Origin of the sequence: Candidatus Frankia alpina, from assembly GCF_902806485.1 — a bacterium.
Classification (GTDB): domain Bacteria; phylum Actinomycetota; class Actinomycetes; order Frankiales; family Frankiaceae; genus Frankia; species Frankia alpina.
The window spans coordinates 1-3000 of record NZ_CADCWT010000387.1 but is presented as its reverse complement, the minus strand read 5'-3'; the positions used below and the strand labels follow the sequence as shown (position 1 = coordinate 3000).

The following is a 3000-nucleotide window of genomic DNA, read 5'->3' as shown; positions in this document are numbered from 1 at the left end:
GCGGGACGGCAGCCTGCCTGGGCAGCGGCGGTATGCGGAGCGGCCCCATCCGGGTGATGGAGCGTTGACCTCTGATTGATGCTCACGGCATCGAGGGCATCGCCATCCGGGCGGTCGGCTGCTAGCGTTTGGTGACATCGTCCGCCGGATGACGGTGGCCCGGGGGCGCGGTCATGTTAATCGAAGGTTCGCGATGAAGAGCTACTTCTTCGTCTCCTATGCCGCCAAAGAGGACCGGCGCTTCACGCCGATCTGGAGTATGAGCTGCGGCTGCTCGTCGGCCCGGCCGTCGGCGGAATCCTTGATACCCGGCCGCGGCCCGGCATGGACGCGGACCTCGCCCTCGCCGCGGGCGCCGGCGGTATCCGTTCGATGGTCGCGCTCTGCTCCGACCCGTTTTTCAAAGACGGTTGGTGTGGACGCGAATGGGAGGTCTTCGGCGCCCGCGTCGAGAACTTCAGCAAGGCCGGCGCGACCAGGCTGGAGGACGGATTCCTGCGGGTCCTGTGGCGCCCGACCCACGACCCGGTGCCGCCGTCCGCGCGCACGGCCCTCACCGAGGCGCAGATCGGCCTGCCCGAGATCTACGGTCAGCACGGGTTGCTGTGGCTCATGCGCTACAAGCTGCGCGGGCCCGGCGGGTACTACGCGTTCGTCCGGCTGTTCGCCGCCCGGATCATCGCCGCCCAGAAGATCGATCTTGACTCGCTGCCCGAGCTCGCGATCCGCGCGGCCGGGGTCGCCTTCGGCTCCCACGGCCTCGACGGCACGGAGCACGCATCAAGCGCCGCCCCGGCGGCACCCGACCGTCGGCCGCCGGGCGGCGCGGCGGTCCGGCCGGGGGGACCGGGATCATCCGGCCCGGCCGCGGGCCGTTCCCGAGAATCCCGCTGCGCGCCGGGCGGTGTGGGCCGGGATGAGGCAGCCGTCCAGAGCCGGGCCGGGACGGGCCGGGCATCGGCCGAAGGGGAGCACGGGGGCGAAGAGGCCGTGCCGGCGCCGCTCGCGGCGCCCGTGGATCCGCCGTCGGCGCCACGGCGGATTGCTCTGAGCTATGTCGGGGCCGACCAGCAGTGGGCCGACTGGCTCGAACAACTGCTGCGTCGCGGCTGCCACGAGGTCCGGCAGGTCAGGTGGGCGCACAGCCGTGGTGAGCGGCTCGCCGAGACCGTGGACCACATCGCCGCGTGGGATCCGCAGGTCACGGTCGTGCTGCTGTCGCGGCACTACCGGGCGCCCCGTCCCGAGCATCCAGGTACCACGGAGACCGAGGCGTGGGAGCGGCTCGGCCTGAAAGGTCCGCTGGCCGGTCGCGTTGTTCGCGTCACCATAGATCCTCAGCCGTTGCCCGAGCCGCTGCGCACCCTGCGGACGCTGGACCTCAGCGGTCTGGAACCGGCGGCGGTCAACGAGCTCCTGATGGAGGTACAGGCCGGGGGTGCGTGGTGAGCCCCGCCCCCGCCTTCGGCCGCCCGGGCCGCCTGCCCGGGCAGGCGCCGCCCGTGTGGCGCAGCCGCCGGGAGAACGAGCTGTTCGTCGGCCGGGACGATGAGCTGGAACGCGTCTGGGATGGATTGTGCCGGCACGGCCACCTCGCCGTCGTCCCCGAGGGCGACCTGTCCGACGTCGGGGAGACGGAGCTCGCCGCGGAGTACCAGCATCGTTACAAGCTGCGTTACGACGTCGCCTGGTGGGTGGACTGCAGTCCGGGACACGACATCGCCGGCCAGCTCGCCCAGCTCGCCGACCAGGCCCGTGCCCGGCTGGCCGAGTGCGCGACCGACGTCGCGACCGACGTCGCGCCGGAACCCGGCGAGGGCTGGCTGCTCATCTTCGCGGGCGTGGACAGTCCCGAGGATGTCGAGCCCTACCTGCCGGGCGGCGGCGCGCACTGCCTCATCGTCGCCGACCGGACGGTGGACTCCTGGCGGGATCGGACAGTGCCCATCGGGCCACTGCAGCGATCCGAGTCGGTCATGCTGCTCACCAGCGCCGCGCCCATGGTCGATCCGGCCACCGCCGCCGGCTTCGGGGAGCTGTTCGGCCACCGGCCCGCGCTGCTGGCCGAGCTCGCCGGCTACCTGATCCGGGAGACGAGGGTGACCCCGGAGCTCTGCCAGCGCCTGTTCGAGATGGCGGTGGCCCGGCCCGGCGCACCTGCCGCCGTTGAGGCTCCCCCCGGCTCCTCGAACGGCCCGGTGCCGGCCGTCGGGGGAGATCCGCGCGCCAAGGGGGATCCACCCGGCGAAGCAACGCCGACGGCCCCGCGGGGCGACGTCTCGGGTTCCCCCGCTCAGGCAGCTGAGGGCGCGATCGCCGTGGCCGGCGGCGGCGGCGCCCTCGAGCAGCCGGCGGGCGCCCGGGAGGTCGACGCGCTGGTGGCGGCGTTGATGCAGGTGGAGTACATCGCCGACGTCGTCGGCTTCGAGCACTGGCAGGCAGAGCTGGCCCGCCTGAGCGGGCGCACTGTCGTGCTGACCTCGCGGTGGCTCGCCGTCCGCCTGACCACCCTGGTCACCGAGGCCGTCCGCGAGCCGGGCCCGGGGATGCTCGACGCGCTCGTCCAGTCGCTGGAACTCGTCGCGCCCCGAGATGACCGGGCGGTCGCCGTGGTCCGCCGGCTCGTCAGCGAGCAGGCCACCGGGCGGGTCGGTGGGCTCGAGCTGTTCGCCGATCCTGCGTCGCAGGTGTCCGCGTCCGCCTATCGGTTCGACTCCTGGCCGCTCGTCGACGGGGCGGTGTCGTCCGCGCCGCCGCCCCCGACCCGCGGGCCGGCCGGGGCGGACGCCTACTACTTCTTCACCAGCCACGCCCACCGCCATGACCGGGACCGTGTCGTCGCCTTCCATCGGGAGCTCGAGGCGGAGCTGCGGCGAAAGGCCCGTCGGCGGGTCGAACCGGCGGGATTTCTCGACGCCGAACGGATGGGCGGCGGGGAACACTGGAGTTTTTCCGAAACTCGCCATGGCTGATTCGAATCAGATCGCCGGGATCGTAAAT

At 72.7% G+C, this 3000-nt stretch carries 2 protein-coding genes; both read left to right on the top strand.

Annotated features, from left to right (window positions below; translation table 11 throughout):
- Positions 1–324 precede the first annotated feature (324 nt).
- Positions 325–1449 (top strand): toll/interleukin-1 receptor domain-containing protein, encoded by a 1125-nt coding sequence (locus G6R25_RS23035; protein WP_235949482.1) that lies wholly within the window; start codon positions 325–327, stop codon positions 1447–1449.
- Positions 1446–2972: a hypothetical protein gene (locus tag G6R25_RS23030; RefSeq protein ID WP_235949481.1), complete on the top strand. Its 1527-nt coding sequence runs from the start codon at positions 1446–1448 to the stop codon at positions 2970–2972. Before G6R25_RS23035 ends, G6R25_RS23030 begins: the two co-directional genes overlap by 4 nt.
- Positions 2973–3000: the final 28 nt, after the last annotated feature.

Coding starts and splice junctions, on each gene's coding strand:
- G6R25_RS23035 (WP_235949482.1), top strand. CDS start 325: ATGGACGCGGACCTCGCCCTCGCCGCGGGCGCCGGCGGTATCCGTTCG.